12 protein-coding genes and 1 pseudogene are annotated in these 15,672 nt (G+C 72.2%); 6 read left to right on the forward strand and 7 right to left on the reverse strand.

Annotation, left to right across the window (positions count from 1 at the left end; translation table 11 throughout):
* Nucleotides 1-171: 171 nt before the first annotated feature.
* From ACQUQD_RS25945 to ACQUQD_RS25965, 5 genes and pseudogenes are all read right to left on the reverse strand, one after another.
* Nucleotides 172-1,004: pseudogene (locus ACQUQD_RS25945) on the reverse strand (IS5 family transposase).
* 37 nt (nucleotides 1,005-1,041) lie between these two features.
* Nucleotides 1,042-2,202: an acyl-CoA dehydrogenase family protein gene (locus ACQUQD_RS25950; RefSeq protein WP_428954529.1), complete on the reverse strand. Its 1,161-nt coding sequence runs from the start codon at nucleotides 2,200-2,202 to the stop codon at nucleotides 1,042-1,044.
* 5 nt (nucleotides 2,203-2,207) lie between these two features.
* Entirely contained in the window at nucleotides 2,208-3,176 is a 969-nt protein-coding gene (locus ACQUQD_RS25955) for a hydroxymethylglutaryl-CoA lyase (RefSeq protein ID WP_428954530.1), read from the reverse strand.
* The gene (locus ACQUQD_RS25960) at nucleotides 3,173-5,104 is read right to left on the reverse strand and encodes a biotin carboxylase N-terminal domain-containing protein (RefSeq protein WP_428957661.1); all 1,932 of its coding nucleotides are present in this window, start codon (nucleotides 5,102-5,104) and stop codon (nucleotides 3,173-3,175) included. The genes ACQUQD_RS25955 and ACQUQD_RS25960 overlap by 4 nt, the downstream gene beginning before the upstream one ends.
* Before the next feature lie 35 nt (nucleotides 5,105-5,139).
* A complete protein-coding gene (locus tag ACQUQD_RS25965) occupies nucleotides 5,140-6,762 on the reverse strand; it encodes a carboxyl transferase domain-containing protein (RefSeq protein WP_428954531.1) in 1,623 nt (540 codons plus the stop codon).
* A gap of 106 nt (nucleotides 6,763-6,868) precedes the next feature.
* Between ACQUQD_RS25965 and ACQUQD_RS25970 the strand changes: the two genes are divergently transcribed.
* The 4 genes from ACQUQD_RS25970 (at nucleotide 6,869) to ACQUQD_RS25985 (ending at nucleotide 10,676) form a co-directional block, all read left to right on the forward strand.
* Nucleotides 6,869-7,459, forward strand: a complete 591-nt coding sequence (locus ACQUQD_RS25970) for an SACE_7040 family transcriptional regulator (protein WP_428954532.1) — start codon at nucleotides 6,869-6,871, stop codon at nucleotides 7,457-7,459.
* A gap of 129 nt (nucleotides 7,460-7,588) precedes the next feature.
* A complete protein-coding gene (locus tag ACQUQD_RS25975; protein ID WP_428954533.1) occupies nucleotides 7,589-8,746 on the forward strand; it encodes an acyl-CoA dehydrogenase family protein in 1,158 nt (385 codons plus the stop codon).
* A gap of 35 nt (nucleotides 8,747-8,781) precedes the next feature.
* The gene (locus ACQUQD_RS25980; RefSeq protein WP_428954534.1) at nucleotides 8,782-9,663 is read left to right on the forward strand and encodes an acyl-CoA thioesterase; all 882 of its coding nucleotides are present in this window, start codon (nucleotides 8,782-8,784) and stop codon (nucleotides 9,661-9,663) included.
* A 20-nt stretch (nucleotides 9,664-9,683) separates the two neighbouring features.
* Complete coding sequence (locus tag ACQUQD_RS25985) at nucleotides 9,684-10,676, forward strand: cation diffusion facilitator family transporter (protein WP_428954535.1); 993 nt, start codon at nucleotides 9,684-9,686, stop codon at nucleotides 10,674-10,676.
* 158 nt (nucleotides 10,677-10,834) lie between these two features.
* Here ACQUQD_RS25985 and ACQUQD_RS25990 read toward each other — a convergent pair whose 3' ends face one another.
* Both ACQUQD_RS25990 and ACQUQD_RS25995 read right to left on the reverse strand, forming a co-directional pair.
* Nucleotides 10,835-11,638, reverse strand: a complete 804-nt coding sequence (locus ACQUQD_RS25990; protein ID WP_428954536.1) for a phosphatase — start codon at nucleotides 11,636-11,638, stop codon at nucleotides 10,835-10,837.
* Between the two features lie 68 nt (nucleotides 11,639-11,706).
* Nucleotides 11,707-13,194 carry a PucR family transcriptional regulator gene (locus ACQUQD_RS25995; protein ID WP_428954537.1) on the reverse strand — a complete coding sequence of 496 codons (1,488 nt, stop codon included), beginning with the start codon at nucleotides 13,192-13,194 and terminating at the stop codon, nucleotides 11,707-11,709.
* Nucleotides 13,195-13,415: 221 nt separating this feature from the next.
* On the opposite strand from ACQUQD_RS25995, the gene ACQUQD_RS26000 reads away from it, so the two are divergent.
* Both ACQUQD_RS26000 and ACQUQD_RS26005 read left to right on the forward strand, forming a co-directional pair.
* On the forward strand, nucleotides 13,416-14,816 hold the full coding sequence (locus tag ACQUQD_RS26000) for a purine-cytosine permease family protein (protein WP_428957662.1): 1,401 nt from the start codon (nucleotides 13,416-13,418) through the stop codon (nucleotides 14,814-14,816).
* Complete coding sequence (locus tag ACQUQD_RS26005; protein ID WP_428954538.1) at nucleotides 14,813-15,637, forward strand: nitrilase-related carbon-nitrogen hydrolase; 825 nt, start codon at nucleotides 14,813-14,815, stop codon at nucleotides 15,635-15,637. Before ACQUQD_RS26000 ends, ACQUQD_RS26005 begins: the two co-directional genes overlap by 4 nt.
* The last annotated feature ends 35 nt before the right edge of the window (nucleotides 15,638-15,672 follow it).

The raw sequence follows: 15,672 nt of genomic DNA on the forward strand, positions 1-15,672 counted from the left end.
GTTAACCTAAGTTCCTGGCATGTCCAGAGGGGGTGCGTCCCGCAGGGGCGCGGGGAACGGCGCGAGCGACCACGACGGCGCCGCCCGCGCACACATGAGGGAAGCCCCCACGGCGCGCAGGCGCGTCGAGGGGGCCGCACGACGAAACGCGCCTAGGTCGTGTCCGCAAAGTCATGGGAGCCAGAGTTGTAGGCAGGCGAGGGTGACCATGGCTTGGTAGTGGCGGGCTCGTTTGTCGTAGCGGGTGGCCAGGGCCTTGTGGTGCTTGAGCTTGTTGAAGCAGCGTTCGACGAGGTTGCGGCGCCGGTAGGCGGCCCGGTTGAGTCTGCATCGGCTCTGGCCTCTGCGGATGCGGCCGTTGATCTGGTCGATTCGTTCCGGGATCGCTGCTTTGATGCCGCGTCCGCGCAGGTAGGCGCGGATCTTGACGGACGAGTAACCCTTGTCTGCGGCCACCCGCTCCGGTCTGGTGCGTGGGCGGCCCGGACCGCATCGGGCGACCCGGATGCGGGCCATCACCGCCTCGAACTGGGTGCAGTCGTTGACGTTCCCAGCGGTCAGGGTGAAGGCCAGGGGCCGGCCGAGTCCGTCGCAGGCAAGGTGGATCTTCGTGGTCAGTCCGCCGCGGGAGCGGCCGATCGCCTCGCCCGGCCAGAGCCCCCTTTTCGTGCCCCGGCCGCATGCTGATGGGCTCGCACCGTCGTGGAGTCGACACACACGATCGACCAGTCGACAGCGCCCACGGCGTCGGAATGCTGCTGGACGTGGGCCAGCAGGCGGTCCCAGGTTCCATCGGCCGACCAGCGGCGGAAGCGTTCGTAGACCGTCTTCCACGGGCCATAGCGTTCCGGCAGGTCCCGCCAGGCCGCCCCGGTCGACAGCTTCCACAGGATTCCGTTGACGACCTGACGTCGGTCCCGCACCGGACGGCCCATCCGGGGCGGAGCCAGTAACGGCTCGATCACCGCCCAGGATTCATCGGTCAGTTCATGACGACGCACCATGAACAGACCAACGAGCCAACGACTTTGCGGACACGACCTAGGACGTGAGCCCCAGCTCCCGGGCGATCAGCATCCGCTGCACCTCGCTCGTCCCCTCCCCGATCTCCAGGATCTTGGAGTCCCGCCACATCCGGGCCACGGGGTATTCGTTCATGAAGCCGTAGCCGCCGTGGATCTGCGTGGCCTCCCGCGCGTTGTCCACGGCGATCGTCGACGAGTGCAGCTTCGCCAGCGCGGCCTCCTTCTTGAACGGCTCCCCGGCCACCAGCCGCGACGCCGCGTCCCGCCAGGCGAGCCGCGCGGTGTACGCCTTCATCTCCATGTCGGCGATCTTGAACTGGATGGCCTGGTACCCGCCGATGCTGCGCCCGAACGCCTGCCGCGCCTTGGCGTACTTCACCGACTCGTCCACGCAGCCCTGCGCGAGCCCGGTCGCGAGCGCCGAGATCGCGATGCGCCCCTCGTCGAGGATGCGGAGGAACTGGGCGAAACCGCGGCCCTCCGTGCCCAGCAGGTTCGCCGCGGGCACGCGCACGTCGTCGAAGTGGAGCTCGCGGGTGTCCGACGCGTTCCACCCCACCTTCGAGTACGGCGCCGCGACCGTGAACCCGGGCGTCCCGGACGGCACGATGATCGAGGAGATCAGCGGCTTGCCGTCGGGGGCGCGGCCGGTCACCGCCGTCACCGTCACCAGACCCGTGATGTCCGTACCCGAGTTCGTGATGAAGCACTTGGTGCCGTTGACGACCCAGTCGCCGCTCTCCGGGTCCCGGACGGCCGTCGTGCGCGTGCCGCCCGCGTCCGAACCCGCCTCGGGCTCCGTCAGGCCGAACGCGCCCAGCATCTCCCCGGCGCACAGCCGCGGCAGCCACTCCCGCTTCTGCTCCTCGGTGCCGAACAGGTGGACCGGCATCGCGCCCAGCGAGACGCCCGCCTCCAGCGTGATGGCCACGGACGAGTCGACGCGCGCCAGCTCCTCCAGGGCGATGCCGAGCGCCAGATAGTCGCCGCCCATGCCGCCGTACTCCTCGGGGAACGGCAGCCCGAACAGCCCCATGCGGCCCATTTCCCGCACGATCTCGTACGGGAACTCGTGCCGCTCGTAGAGGTCGCCGATCTTCGGCGCGACGACCTCGTGCGCGAACTCCTCGACCGTGCGCCGCAGTTCCTCGTGCTCGGGGGAGAGGTGGTGGTCCATCTGTCTCACTGCTCCTGTGGGGGCTGTGTCTCTCGAACGTCTTCCTTCGAGAGGGCGCGAACGGTGCGGGACGGGCTGGGTCGGCCCAACTGCCGGGCCATCCACGCGCTGGTGGCGGTGAGACGGCCGAGGTCGACCCCGGTCTCGATGCCGAGTCCGTCGAGCATCCAGACGAGGTCTTCGGTGGCGAGATTGCCGGTGGCGCTCTTCGCGTACGGGCAGCCGCCGAGGCCGCCCGCGGAGGCGTCCACCGTCGTCACACCGTGCTGCAGGGCCGCCAGGGTGTTGGCGAGGGCCTGCCCGTACGTGTCGTGGAAGTGGACGCCGATCACGTCCGTCGGCACGCCCTGCGCGTTCAGCGCCGCGAGCAGCGTCCGCACATGGCCGGGGGTGGCCACGCCGATCGTGTCGCCGAGGCTCAGCTCGTCGCAGCCCATCTCCCTCAGGGCCGTGGCGACCGCGACGACCTGACGGACGGGGACCGGGCCCTCCCACGGGTCGCCGAAGCACATGGAGAGGTAGCCGCGCACATGGGCCCCGGCGTCCTTGGCCCGGGCCACCACCGGCTCGAACATCGCGAGGGACTCGGCGACCGTCCGGTTGAGGTTGGCCTTCGCGAAGGACTCGGTGGCGCTGGCGAAGACGGCGATGCGGCTCGCGCCGAGCATGAGGGCGCGGTCCAGGCCGCGCTCGTTCGGTACGAGGACCGGCAGGTGGACGCCGCTCAGGTCCTGGAGCCGGGGGAACAGGGTCTCCGCGTCCGCCAGTTGGGGCACCCACTTGGGGTGGACGAAGCTGGTCGCTTCGACGGTGGTCAGGCCGGCCCGGGCGAGGCGGTGGACGAACTCCGCCTTGACCTCCGTGGGGACCGTCGTCTTCTCGTTCTGGAGGCCGTCGCGGGCGCCCACCTCGTGGATCCGGACCTGGGCGGGCAGGTCCGGGGACGGGACCACCATGGGGAGTGCCGGTGTCATGAGGCCGCCTCCTCGCGGTCGGCCCCTTCCGGGGCGCTCTCGACCACCGCGAGGATCTGGTCCATCGCCACCGTCGTGCCCGGGGCCACGTCCAGTTCCGTCACGACGCCCGCGTGCGGTGCCGCGATGACGTGCTCCATCTTCATCGCCTCCACGACCAAGAGGCTCTGGCCCGCGGCCACTTCGTCGCCGACCGCCACCTTCACGACCGTCACCGTGCCCGGCATGGGCGCGGTCAGGGAGCCCGCGCCGCCCGCGCCGGCGCCGGTCAGGCTCGCCGCGACCGGGTCGTGGTCCTGCACGTGCCAGGCATCCCCGTCGCGGCCCAGCCAGTCACCGGCGACGGCCGTGAGGCGGGCGGGAGCGGCCGGGGCGCCGTCGACCAGGACCTCGGCGCCGCGCACCCGCACCTCCACCGGGTCATGGCCCGGCACTCTCACGTGGTGCACGGTCCAGGCCGGTTCGCCACCGAGCCGCCAGCCGTCGGGGCGGGCGAACGGGTCCGTCCAGCCCTCGGCCGAAGCCGGCGCGAGCCGCTCCTGGCGCAGGGTGCCCGCCGCCGCGTACACCTGCGCCGGGACCTCGGCCTCGACCAGGCCGTCCGCGGCGCGCTCCACGAGGCCGGTGTCCAACTCGCCCGCCACGACCGCCGGATGGGCCAGCAGGCGGCGCAGGAACCCGGCGTTCGTCGGCACGCCCAGCGTCACCGTCCGGGCCAGCGCGGCCCGCAGCCTGCGCAGCGCCGTCTCCCGGTCGGGGCCGTACGCGATGACCTTCGCCAGCATCGGGTCGTACAGGGAGGAGACCTCCGTGCCCTCGCTGAGGCCCGAGTCGGTGCGCACCCCGTCGCCCTGCGGCTCGCTCAGCGCGAGGATCGTGCCGCCGGAGGGGAGGAAGCCGCGCGCGGGGTCCTCGGCGCACAGCCGGGCCTCCACCGCGTGCCCGGTGAGCGTGATGTCGTCCTGCCCGAAGCCGAGCGGCTCGCCCGCGGCCACGCGCAGCTGCCACTCCACCAGGTCCAGGCCCGTGACCAGCTCGGTCACCGGGTGCTCGACCTGGAGGCGGGTGTTCATCTCCATGAAGCAGTACGCGGACGGGTCCTCGCCCGGCACGATGAACTCCACCGTGCCCGCGCCCCGGTAGCCGCAACTGCGCGCCGCCTCCACGGCCGCCGCGCCCATCGCCGCGCGCGTGGCCTCGTCGAGCAGGACGCTCGGAGCCTCCTCCACGATCTTCTGGTGGCGGCGCTGCAGGGAGCACTCGCGCTCGCCCAGGTGCACCACATTGCCGTGGGCGTCGGCGAGGACCTGGATCTCGATGTGCCGGGGCCGGTCGATCCACCGCTCCACCAGGAGCGTGTCGTCGCCGAAGGAGGCGCGGGCCTCACGGCGGGCGGCGGCGATCTCGTCCTCCAGCACGGTCAGGTCGCGCACCAGGCGCATGCCCTTGCCGCCGCCGCCCGCGGACGGCTTGAGGAGGACCGGAGCGCCCAACTCCCGTGCGGCGTCCGCCAGATCGGGGTCGCGGCCGCCGGGCACGACCGGCACCCCGGCCGCCCGGACCGTCTCCTTGGCGCGGATCTTGTCGCCCATCAGCGCGATCGCGTCGGCGGACGGGCCGATGAAGACCAGGCCCGCGTCCTCGCAGGCCCGCGCGAACGTCGCGTTCTCCGCGAGGAACCCGTAGCCCGGGTGCACCGCCTGCGCGCCGGTCCGCTGCGCCGCCTCGATCAGCCGCTCCACGGACAGATAGCTCTCGGCGGCCGGGGGCGGCCCGATCCGCACCGCCTCGTCGGCCTCGCGCACATGGCGCGCGTCCGCGTCGGCGTCGCTGTACACGGCCACCGAGCGGATGCCGAGCTCGCGCAGCGTACGGATGACGCGGACGGCGATCTCGCCGCGGTTGGCCACAAGGACCGTGTCGAACATGGTCGTTCGCCTCTCCACCTGGGTCTCCATGGCCCTCACATCCGGAAGACGCCGAAGCCGCCGGACTTCTCCGGCAGTGGCGCGTTGGCGCACGCGGTCAGGGCCAGGCCCAGGACCTGGCGGGTCTCCATCGGGTCGATCACCCCGTCGTCCCAGAGCCGGGCGGTCGCGTAGTAGGCGCTGCCCTGCGTCTCGTACTGGGCGCGGATCGGGTCCTTGAAGGACTCCTCCTCGTCCGCGGGCCAGGACTCGCCGCGGGCCTCCAACTGGTCGCGCTTGACGGTCGCGAGCACGGACGCGGCCTGCTCGCCGCCCATCACGGAGATCTTCGCGCCGGGCCACATCCACAGGAAGCGGGGGCTGTAGGCCCGGCCGCACATCGAGTAGTTGCCCGCGCCGTACGAGCCGCCGACGACGACGGTCAGCTTCGGCACGCGCGTGCAGGCCACCGCGGTGACCATCTTGGCGCCGTGCTTGGCGATCCCGCCCGCCTCGTAGTCCCGGCCCACCATGAAGCCCGAGATGTTCTGCAGGAACAGCAGCGGGATGCCGCGCTGGTCGCACAACTCGATGAAGTGGGCGCCCTTCTGGGCGGACTCGGAGAACAGGATGCCGTTGTTCGCGACGATGCCGACCGGGTGGCCGTGGATCCGCGCGAATCCGGTGACCAGCGTCTGCCCGTACTCCGCCTTGAACTCGGCGAACCGCGAGCCGTCGACCACGCGCGCGATGACCTCCCGCACGTCGTACGGCGTGCGGGAGTCGACCGGCACCGCCCCGTACAGACCCGCCGGGTCCACCTTCGGCTCGATCGCGGCCTTCACGGCCCACGGCAGCGGGCCGCGCTCCGGCAGCGTCGAGACGATGGTGCGCACGATCCGCAGCGCGTGCGCGTCGTCCTCCGCGAGGTGGTCGGTCACCCCCGAGACGCGGGAGTGGACCTCGCCGCCGCCCAGCTCCTCGGCCGTCACCACCTCACCGGTGGCCGCCTTCACCAGCGGCGGGCCGCCCAGGAAGATCGTGCCCTGATTGCGCACGATGACGGCCTCGTCGCTCATCGCCGGGACGTACGCCCCGCCCGCGGTGCACGAGCCGAGCACCGCCGCGATCTGCGGAATGCCCGCACCGGACATCCGCGCCTGGTTGTAGAAGATCCGCCCGAAGTGCTCGCGGTCCGGGAACACCTCGTCCTGCATCGGCAGGAAGGCGCCGCCGGAGTCCACCAGGTAGACGCACGGCAGCCGGTTCTCCAGGGCCACCTCCTGCGCGCGCAGGTGCTTCTTCACCGTCATCGGGTAATACGTGCCGCCCTTGACCGTCGCGTCATTGGCGACGATCACGCACGCGCGCCCGCTGACCCGCCCGATCCCGGCGATCACCCCGGCCGCCGGTGCCTGTCCCTCGTACATCCCGTCCGCCGCCAGCGGCGCCAGCTCCAGGAACGGGGAGCCCGGGTCGAGCAGCGTGTCCACCCGCTCGCGCGGCAGCAGCTTGCCGCGCGCGGTGTGCCGGGCGCGGGCCTTCTCGCCGCCGCCGAGGCGGGCCGCCGCGAGCTTGCCGCGCAGCTCCTCGCCGAGCGCCCGGTGCGCCGCCTCATTGGCCCGCCAGGCCTCCGACGCGGGATCGGCCGCGCTCGCAAGCTCCGGTGCCTCGTGCATTCTGCGGTCCCCTCACTCGGTCCATGAGCGCCGACCGACGTTAATGAGCGTTAACCTGTTGCCGTCAGGTTAACGGTCGCTAACCTCCCTGTCTAGAATTGCTTCCATGGCCACCAGAACCGACGCCCCCACCCGCCGTGAGCAGATCCTCCGAGAGGCCGCGCGGCTCTTCGCCGACCGCGGGTTCCACGGTGTCGGGGTCGATGAGATAGGCGCCGCGGTCGGCATCAGCGGCCCCGGGCTCTACCGCCACTTCGCGGGCAAGGACGCGATGCTCGCCGAGCTCCTCGTCGGGATCAGCGGGCAGCTGCTGACCGGTGGCAAGCGGCGGGTGGCCGAGGCGGAGCGCGGGCCCGAGGCGCTGCTCGACTCGCTCATCGAGGGCCACATCGACTTCGCGCTCGACGACCGCGACCTGATCACGCTGCACGACCGCGAGCTGGACCGGCTGCGCGACAGCGACCGCAAGCTGGTGCGGCAGTTGCAGCGCCAGTACGTGGAGCTGTGGGTGGACGCCGTGCGGAAGGTCTACCCGGGGCTCGCGGAGCCGCACGCGCGCGTGGCTGTGCACGCGGTCTTCGGCCTGCTGAACTCCACGCCCCACCTGAGCCGTCCGGGCTCGCTGCCCGGCCGGGCGGCGACCGCCGCGATGTTGCACAAGCTGGCCCGTGGGGCGTTCGCGGCCGCCTCGGAGTGACCTGTATCTCTGGACGCTCCCGTAACTGACGAGTAACGTGACTCTGAGCAAGCGCTTAGTCGTTTGACCGCTGTCCGCACACTCGTCGCAGAGACCGTCGTCGAGATCGTCGTAGAGGGAGAGTTCTCCGTGCGCCGTACCGTTTTCAATGAGGACCACGAGGCGTTCCGGGAGACCCTGCGCGCCTTCATCGAGGCCGAGGTCGTCCCGCACTACGACGAGTGGTTCCAGCAGGGCATCGTGCCGCGCGAGCTGTACGCCAAGATGGCGGAGCTCGGCCTGTTCGGCATCAACGTGCCCGAGGAGTACGACGGCGCCGGCCTGGACACCCACAAGTTCGAGGCCATCCAGTACGAGGAGACCGCGCGCGCGGGCGTCTCCTTCGGCGGCTCCGGCGTGCACGTCCTGCTCGCCCTGCCGTACATCAAGATGCTCGCCACCGACGAGCAGAAGAAGCGCTACCTGCCCAAGTTCGTCGCGGGTGACGAGATGTGGGCGCTGGCGATGACCGAGCCGGGCACCGGCTCCGACGTCGCGGGCATGAAGACCACCGCCAAGCTCTCCGACGACGGCACGCACTACGTGCTCAACGGCGCCAAGACGTTCATCACCGGCGGCGTGCACGCCGACCGCGTCATCGTCTGCGCCCGCACCTCCGCGCCGTCCGCCGAGGACCGCCGCTTCGGCATCTCCCTGTTCGCCGTCGACACCACGTCCGAGGGCTACTCCATCGGCCGCAAGCTCGACAAGCTCGGCCTGCGCACCTCCGACACCGCCGAGCTGGCGTTCGTCGACGTGAAGGTGCCCGTCGAGGACCTTCTCGGCGAGGAGAACAAGGGCTTCCACTACCTCGGCGTCAACCTGGCCTCCGAGCGCTGGGGCATCTCCTACGGCGCGTACGCGCAGGCCAAGGCCGCCGTCCAGTTCGCCAAGGAGTACGTCCGGGAGCGCACCGTCTTCGGCAAGCCGGTCGCGTCCTTCCAGAACACCAAGTTCGAGCTGGCCGCCTGCCAGGCCGAGGTGGACGCCGCCGAGGCCGTCGCCGACCGCGCCCTGGAGGCCCTGGACGCCGGTGAGCTGACCGCCGCCGAGGCCGCGTCCGCGAAGCTGTTCTGCACCGAGGTCGCCCACCGCGTCATCGACCGCTGCCTCCAGCTGCACGGCGGCTACGGCTTCATGAACGAGTACCCGATCGCCCGCCTCTACGCGGACAACCGCGTCAACCGCATCTACGGCGGCACCAGCGAGGTCATGAAGATGATCATCGCGAAGAACATGGGCCTGTAACCCGCCCGACCAGCACACTGAGTACAACTACCTGTATGAATCAGGCACTTGAGTCCCTGCTCGATCTGCTCGACCTGGAGCGGATCGAGCAGGACGTCTTCCGTGGCCAGTCCCGGTCCGCCGTCGTCCCGCGCGTCTTCGGCGGGCAGGTGGCCGCCCAGGCCCTCGTCGCCGCCGGGCGCACCGTCCCGGCCGACCGGTTCGCCCACTCCCTGCACGCGTACTTCCTCGTGGCGGGGGACCCGGGCGCGCCCATCGTCTACACCGTCGACCGGATCCGCGACGGCCGGTCCTTCACCACGCGCCGCGTCGTGGCGATCCAGCACGGGCAGCCGATCTTCCACCTCTCCGCGTCCTTCCAGACGTACGAGGACGGGCTCGACCACCAGGCCGGCATGCCGGACGCGCCCGACCCGGAGACGCTGCCCACCGCCGCCGAGATGCTGCCGCGGTACGCCGGCGCGTTCGTCGACCCCGGTGTCGTCGACCGGCTCCTCGAAGCGCGCGAGGCCGTCGACCTGCGGTACGTGGACGCGCCGCCGTTCGCCTTCGTCGGCGAGCCGCAGCCGCCGCGCTCCCAGGTCTGGTTCCGCACGAACGGCAAACTCGACGGCGCCATCGACGAGCACCTGCTGCACGTCTGCCTCGCCACCTACGTGTCCGACATGACGCTGCTCGACTCCGTCCTGCTCGCCCACGGGCGCGGCGGCTGGGCCGTCGGCGACGTCGTGGGCGCGTCCCTGGACCACGCCATGTGGTTCCACCGGCCGTTCCGCGCCGACGAATGGCTGCTGTACGACCAGGAGTCGCCGTCCGCGTCCGGTGGCCGCGGGCTCGGCCAGGCCCGCATCTACACCCGGGACGGACAGCTCGCGATCACCGTCATCCAGGAAGGCGTCGTTCGCGTTCCGCGCTGATCGGACATACCGTCCCGTACATGGATGTACGGGCTGAGGGCGCGGGCGGCGTCGAGGAGACGGAAGAAGCGGGCGGGGAGAGCGTCTTCACCGTGATCGTCGCCGCGGCGGCGAATCTGGGGATCGCGCTCGCCAAGGCGGTCGCCGGAGTCATCAGCGGCTCCAGCGCGATGCTCTCCGAGGCGGCGCACTCCTTCGCCGACACCGTCACCGAACTGCTGCTCCTCACGGCCCTGAAGCGCAGCGAGAAGCCCGCCGACGAGGAGCATCCGCTCGGGTACGGGGGCGAGCGCTACGTGTGGGCGATGCTCGCCGCCGTCGCCACGTTCGTCGGCGGCGCCGTCTTCTCCCTGTACGACGGGATCCACACCCTGGTCGCCGGCGAGGAGCTCGGCAACCCCCTGGTGTCGTACATCGTGCTGGCCATCGCCTTCGTCCTGGAGGGCTTCTCCCTGCGGACCGCGGTCAAGCAGGCGCGGGGCGAGGCGGCGCGGTTCCGGGCGCCCGTCGGTACGTATCTGAAGCACACGCCCGACACCGCCGTGAAGGCCGTCGTCCTGGAGGACAGCGCCGCGCTCGTCGGCCTGCTCCTCGCCGCGGGCGGTCTGCTGGGCGGGCAGCTCACCGGGTCCGGGGTCTGGGACGGGATCGCTTCGCTGTGCATCGGGATGCTGCTGCTCTGGGTCGCCTGGGTGCTGGGCCGGTCCAATGCGGAGCTGCTCGTGGGGCGGCCGCTGCCGAAGCCCGTCCGGGCGGAGATCCGGTCCATCCTGCTCCAGGGGGAGCACGTCGAGGCCGTGCTGGAGCTGACCACGCTCGTGCAGGGGCCCCGGGAGGCGCTCGTCGCGGCGAAGGTGGACTTCCGGGACGCGTCCACCGCCGCGCAGATCGAGTGGGCCTGTGAGGATGCGGCGCGGCGGTTGCGGGAGCGGTTTCCTGCGGTGCGGCGGGTGTACCTGGATCCGACCCCCGGGTTTGCCCAGCGCCGCACCGAGGGGTTGAACCCGTGGTGATTCATCCGGGGCCGAGCTCCGGGGCCCCGGCGCCGTAGGAGCTGCTGATGCGTTCGCGGGTGCCGCGCCGTCGTGGCCGGTCGCGCAGTTCCCCGCGCCCCTGAGACGCGCACGGCGTGCGGCATCTCAGGGGATGGCTCCCCGCATCCGGACAGGCCCTAGTCCAACAGCCCCGCCGCGTCCAGCAGGTACGCCGTCATCGGGTCGTAGTGGCGCGGGCTCGTCACATGGTCGTCCAGGGGGACCGTGACCTGCATCGTGCCCTCCGCCTCGCCGAGGAACAGCGCCGGGTCGTTGCAGTCCGCGTAACCGACGGAGTCGAGCCCGCGCTGGGCCGCGCAGCCGGCCCAGCCGTGGTCGGCGACGACCAGGTCGGGCAGCGGGCGGCCGGCGCGCTCCAGGCCGTCAAGGATCGCCGTCATCGGGTCGGGGGAGTGCGTGTGCCACAGCGTCGCGCCGCGCTCCAGCATCGCCACGTCCGCGAACTGGAAGACCATGCCCTCCTCGGTGGCCAGGCCCTCGGGGATCACCACGATCTCGCAGCCCGCGGCACGCAGCGCCGTCGCCGTCGCGCGGTGCACGTCGAGGAGGCCGCCCGGGTGGCCGGTCGCCAGCAGGACGCGCTCCCGGCCGGCCGCCGCCTTGCGCAGCCGGGCCGCCATCCGCTCCAGGGCGTCGACCGTCAGATCCGGGTCGATGGTGTCCTGGCCGTACCGGTGCTCCGGGTCGTCGACGACACCGCAGCGCTCGGACATGACGGCGAGCACGTCCTGCTCGTCGGTCCAGCGGTCGCCGAGTTCCAGGCCCAGCCAGTAGTGCCGGTCGCCGTTCGCGAGCTTGCGGTAGTGCGACAGGTTGTTGTCGCGGGGGGTGGCCACATCGCCCGCGATGCGGGTGCGGACGAGGTGCTCGATCAGGGCGGCACGGGTCGGAGTATCGCTGGGAATCCCGGGTATCGGCATGCGTCCATTGTGCCCAGGGTCCCCGCGCGGCGTTGATCGGTTCCGCACCTTGGACCGGTCGGGCCCGGTCAGGCCCGACGTGCCGCCCGCCGTGCGCGCAGCGCGAGCCACAGGTCGAAGCGGTCGTCGCCGTCGTCGAGGCGGCGGCCCGTCAGGTGCGCGACCTTGTCGAGGCGGTTGCGGACGGTGTGCCGGTGCAGGCCGAGGCGGCGGGCCGTCTCGTCCCAGGAACTGCCGCTGTCCAGCCAGGTGGCCAGGGTCAGGGACAGGGCCCCGGTGGGGTCCGCCGTGTCGAGGGGGCCCAGGAGCGCGTCCGCGTACCCGGTGAGCGCCGCGCGGTCGCCGAGGTCGAGCAGCAGCCCGCTGGAGTGGTCGTGGCGGGCCCGGACCGGGTGGCCCGCCGTGCGGCTGAGTTCGAGCAGCCCCGCCGCCTCCCTGCGCGAGGTGCGGGCCGCGCCCGGCGGCACCGGTGAGCCGATGCCCGCCGGGCAGCCCGGCGCGAAGTGGGCGAGGACCCCGTCGAGGTCGAGGCCCTCGCCGACGACCGCGTCGACGAGCGCGCCGCGGGTCCGGGTCAGCCCGCCCGGTACCGCCAGGGCCAGGTCGGCGGCGATCTCGCGGGCCGCCTCCTCGGACGGCGCCTCGACGACGACGCCGCGCACCGCGTCCGCCGCTAGCCCCGCGCCGGACAGCACGTCGGCGGCCTGCTCGGCGGTGGTGGACGGGTCGAGGAGGCGGCCGAGGAGACCGGCCCTGCGGCGGCGCTCCGGCTCGTCCGCGAGGTGGCGGCGCTCCAGTTCGAGGGAGAGCAGGGAGACCAGGCCGGAGATCAGCAGGCGGGCGTCCGGGCCCGGGTCGCCCGCGAGGACCAGCATGCCGCGCAGCCGGCGCGCGCCCAGCGGCTGCACCTCCAGACCCGGCGCGACCGCACTGGAGCGCAGCCCGCCCGTCGCCACCCGGCGCAGCAGCTCGGCGCCCGCCGCGTCCGGCTCCTGGGGCCCGCCCGAGTCGGCGGCGATGACCCGGCCCAGCGGATCGGTGACATGGGCCCGCACCCCGGTCGCCGAGGTCCACGCGTCCAGGGTCGGGGTGAGGCCGCCGCCCGCCGCGGCCGCCGCCGTCAGCCGGCGCTGCGTCTCGAAGGCGCTCTCCACGGCGGCCCGCTGCTCGGCGGCCTGCGCCGCGAACACCGCCTTGGTCACCGCGATGAACGGCACGTCCTCGCCGACCGTCAGCAACGGCAGACCCGCCTCCCGCGCCGCCGTCACCAGCGGTTCGGGCGCCTCCTGGTACGGCAGCTCCGGGCCGAGGCCGAGCGCCAGCGCGTGCGCGCCCGCGGCCGTGACGTCGTCGACGTACGTGCGGCAGGCGGCCACGTCCATCGGCAGCAGCAGCCCGATCGTCATCAGCAGCTCGCCGCCCTGCAGCCAGGAGCCGGGGCGGACCAGCTCGGAGGCGTGCGCGGCGAGCACCGGGCGGTCGAGGTGCTCCGGGCACGCGGCGACGGAAAGATGCAGTTCGGGACGGTCGACCAGGTCGGACAGGAGCAACGCCATGCGTCCAGTGTCACCCACGGGGCATGGACGTGATGTCCATAGGGCCTTGGATGATTCGCCCTGGGGGCGATCGAAGCGCCCGCTCACCCGCGGTTAGGTTCCAGCTGCCGCGGTTCCGCAGTCCCGTGGCCCGTACGCATGTGAGGGAAGGAGCCGCGATGAGCGCTCCCACGGCCGACAAGACAGCGGTCCACGACAGCAGTGGTGGTACCTCCCGCGGCCTGATCGAGGTCCGGTCCATCGACTACGTGCCGGTGCGCGAGCGCCACGGCAAGGTCTGGCACCAGGGCCCGTTCTGGTTCACCGGGAACTTCGTGCTCACCACGATGGTCACCGGCTTCATCGGCCCCTCCCTCGGACTGAGCCTGGGCTGGTCGGTCGCGGCGGTCGCGCTCGGCGCCTGCTTCGGCACGTTCTTCATGGCGTTCCACGCCAACCAGGGGCCGCGCATGGGCCTGCCGCAGATGATCCAGTCGCGCGCCCAGTTCGGCATCCGCGGCGCCGTCGTCCCGTTCGCGGCCGTCGTCTTCGTCTACATCGGCTTCAACGTCTTCAACGTCGTCCTCGCCGCGCAGGGCCTGACGACGATCCTGCCCGGCGGGCCGCGTGCCTGGTACGCGATCCTCATCGGCGTCGCGGTCGTCCTCGCCGTCGTCGGGCACGACCTGCTGCACCTGGTCCAGCGCTGGCTGACGTACGTGCTCATCGTCGTCTTCGGCGTCATCACCGTCGGCGCGCTGGTGCAGCTCCACCCGCACCACGTCTCCGCGGCGGGCGGCGGCCACTCCTGGACCGCGTTCCTGATCGTCTTCTGCGGCGCGGCCGGCTACCAGATCTCGTACGCCGTCTACGTGTCCGACTACTCGCGCTACCTGCCGCGCGACGTCTCGGCCCGCAAGGTCATCTGGTGGACGTACGCCGGCGCCGCGCTCTCCGCGGTCTGGCTGATGTCGCTCGGCGCGCTCCTCGCCTCCTCGATGAAGGCGCCCGACGCGATCAACAGCCTGCGCCAGGTCGGCAACGACATCCTGCCCGGCTTCGGCACCTTCGCCGTCGTCGTCTCCGCCCTCGCGCTCATCACGATCATGGCCGTGAACGCGTACGGCGCGATGCTCACCACGACCAGCGCCGTCGACGCCTTCCGCCCCGTGCGCCCCACCGTCCGCTCCCGCATCACCGGCATCGTCGTCATCGAGCTGGCCGTCCTGGTCGTCGCGCTGCTGCTGCCCGAGGACTACCTCGGCTCCTTCAACGACTTCGTCCTGCTGATGCTGTACTTCCTCATCCCGTGGACGGCGGTCAACCTCGTCGACTTCTACTTCGTGCGCCGCGGCCACTACGCCATCACCGCGATCTTCGACCCGAAGGGCATCTACGGCCGCTGGTCCTGGCAGGGCCTGACCGCGTACGTCGTCGGGTTCGCCGCGATGGTGCCGTTCTTCACCACGTCCTTCTTCACCGGCCCGCTGGCCGAGGCGATCGGCGGCTTCGACATCTCGTTCGTGGTCGGACTGCTGGTCGGAGGCATCCTGTACTACGTCCTGACACGCGGGCTCGACCTCGACGCCGAGCGCGCGGCGGTGGAGGCCAGCGAGGCCGAACTGGAAGGTGCCGAAGCGTGACGACGACCGTGGCCTGTGCGCAGCTCGCCCTCGGGGTGGGGGACGTGGCGGAGAACCTCGCCGCCGCCGAGGAGGCGATCGCGGCCGCCGCGGCCGCCGGGGCCCGCGTCGTCGTGCTGCCCGAGCTCACCAACAGCGGCTACGTCTTCGCGGACCCCGCCGAGGCCCGCGCCCTCGCCGAACCGGTCGACGGGCCCACCGTCACCGCCTGGTCCGCCGCCGCACGGCAGCACGGTGTGACCCTGGTGGCGGGCCTCGCCGAGCTGGACGCGGACGGGCAGGTCCGGAACTCGGCGGTGATCGTCGACCCGACCGGCACCGTCCGCGCCGTCTACCGCAAGGCCCACCTGTTCGGCACCGAGAAGGACTTCTTCGTCCCCGGCGACGCCGCGCCGCCCGTCGTCGACATCGAGGGCGTCGGCCGGATCGGCGTCATGGTCTGCTACGACGTCGAGTTCCCCGAGTGGGTCCGGCACGTCGCCCTGGCCGGCGCCGAGCTGCTGTGCGCGCCCGTGAACTGGCCGCTGTTCCCGCGCCCGGACGGCGAGCGCCCCGGCGAGGTCGTCCGCGTCCAGGCCGACGCCGCCGTCAACCGGATGTACGTCGCCGCCTGCGACCGGGCCGGCGAGGAGCGCGGCGTCGCCTGGACCGGCGGCTCGGTGATCGTCGACCCCGACGGCTTCCCGCTCGCCGGGCACACCCCCACCGACGGACCCGCCCTGCTGCTCGCCCCCTGCGACCTCGCGCGGGCCCGCGACAAGCGGCTCGGCGACCACAACGACGTGTTCGGGGACCGGCGCCCCGAGCTGTACGGGACCTGATCCCGCCCCCCGACCTCCCTTCCCGGTAAGCCAGT

Origin of the sequence: Streptomyces sp. cg35, assembly GCF_050410835.1 — a bacterium.
In the GTDB taxonomy this organism is placed as follows: Bacteria; Actinomycetota; Actinomycetes; order Streptomycetales; family Streptomycetaceae; genus Streptomyces.

Bases quoted from the DNA above. Each gene is read 5' to 3' on its own strand.
- ACQUQD_RS25950 (WP_428954529.1), bottom strand. From the start codon at position 2,202: ATGGACCACCACCTCTCCCCCGAGCACGAGGAACTGCGGCGCACGGTC.
- ACQUQD_RS25955 (WP_428954530.1), bottom strand. From the start codon at position 3,176: ATGACACCGGCACTCCCCATGGTGGTCCCGTCCCCGGACCTGCCCGCC.
- ACQUQD_RS25960 (WP_428957661.1), bottom strand. From the start codon at position 5,104: ATGTTCGACACGGTCCTTGTGGCCAACCGCGGCGAGATCGCCGTCCGC.
- ACQUQD_RS25965 (WP_428954531.1), bottom strand. From the start codon at position 6,762: ATGCACGAGGCACCGGAGCTTGCGAGCGCGGCCGATCCCGCGTCGGAG.
- ACQUQD_RS25970 (WP_428954532.1), top strand. From the start codon at position 6,869: ATGGCCACCAGAACCGACGCCCCCACCCGCCGTGAGCAGATCCTCCGA.
- ACQUQD_RS25980 (WP_428954534.1), top strand. From the start codon at position 8,782: ATGAATCAGGCACTTGAGTCCCTGCTCGATCTGCTCGACCTGGAGCGG.
- ACQUQD_RS25985 (WP_428954535.1), top strand. From the start codon at position 9,684: ATGGATGTACGGGCTGAGGGCGCGGGCGGCGTCGAGGAGACGGAAGAA.
- ACQUQD_RS25990 (WP_428954536.1), bottom strand. From the start codon at position 11,638: ATGCCGATACCCGGGATTCCCAGCGATACTCCGACCCGTGCCGCCCTG.
- ACQUQD_RS25995 (WP_428954537.1), bottom strand. From the start codon at position 13,194: ATGGCGTTGCTCCTGTCCGACCTGGTCGACCGTCCCGAACTGCATCTT.